The organism is Bacillus cereus, from assembly GCF_002577405.1.
Taxonomy (GTDB): domain Bacteria; phylum Bacillota; class Bacilli; order Bacillales; family Bacillaceae_G; genus Bacillus_A; species Bacillus_A cereus_AU.
Genome location: NZ_NULR01000049.1, coordinates 1 through 227 on the forward strand (window position 1 = coordinate 1; position 227 = coordinate 227).

The window sequence follows — 227 nt, forward strand, 5'->3', positions numbered from 1 at the left end:
AACACAGGCGCTACGGGGGACACTGGACCTCAAGGCGCTCAAGGCAACACGGGTGCTACTGGCGCTACCGGACCTCAAGGCGCTCAAGGCAACACGGGTGCTACTGGTCCTCAGGGCGTTCAAGGCAACACGGGCGCTACTGGTGCCACTGGGCCTCAAGGTGCTCAAGGGAACACGGGTGCTACTGGTCCTCAGGGCGTTCAAGGCAACACAGGTGCTACTGGTGC

General features: G+C 62.6%; 1 protein-coding gene. It reads left to right on the top strand.

The features are described from left to right. Positions 1-227, top strand: a 227-nt coding sequence (locus COC96_RS26965; protein ID WP_306475342.1) for a hypothetical protein, incomplete at both ends; no start/stop codon positions are given.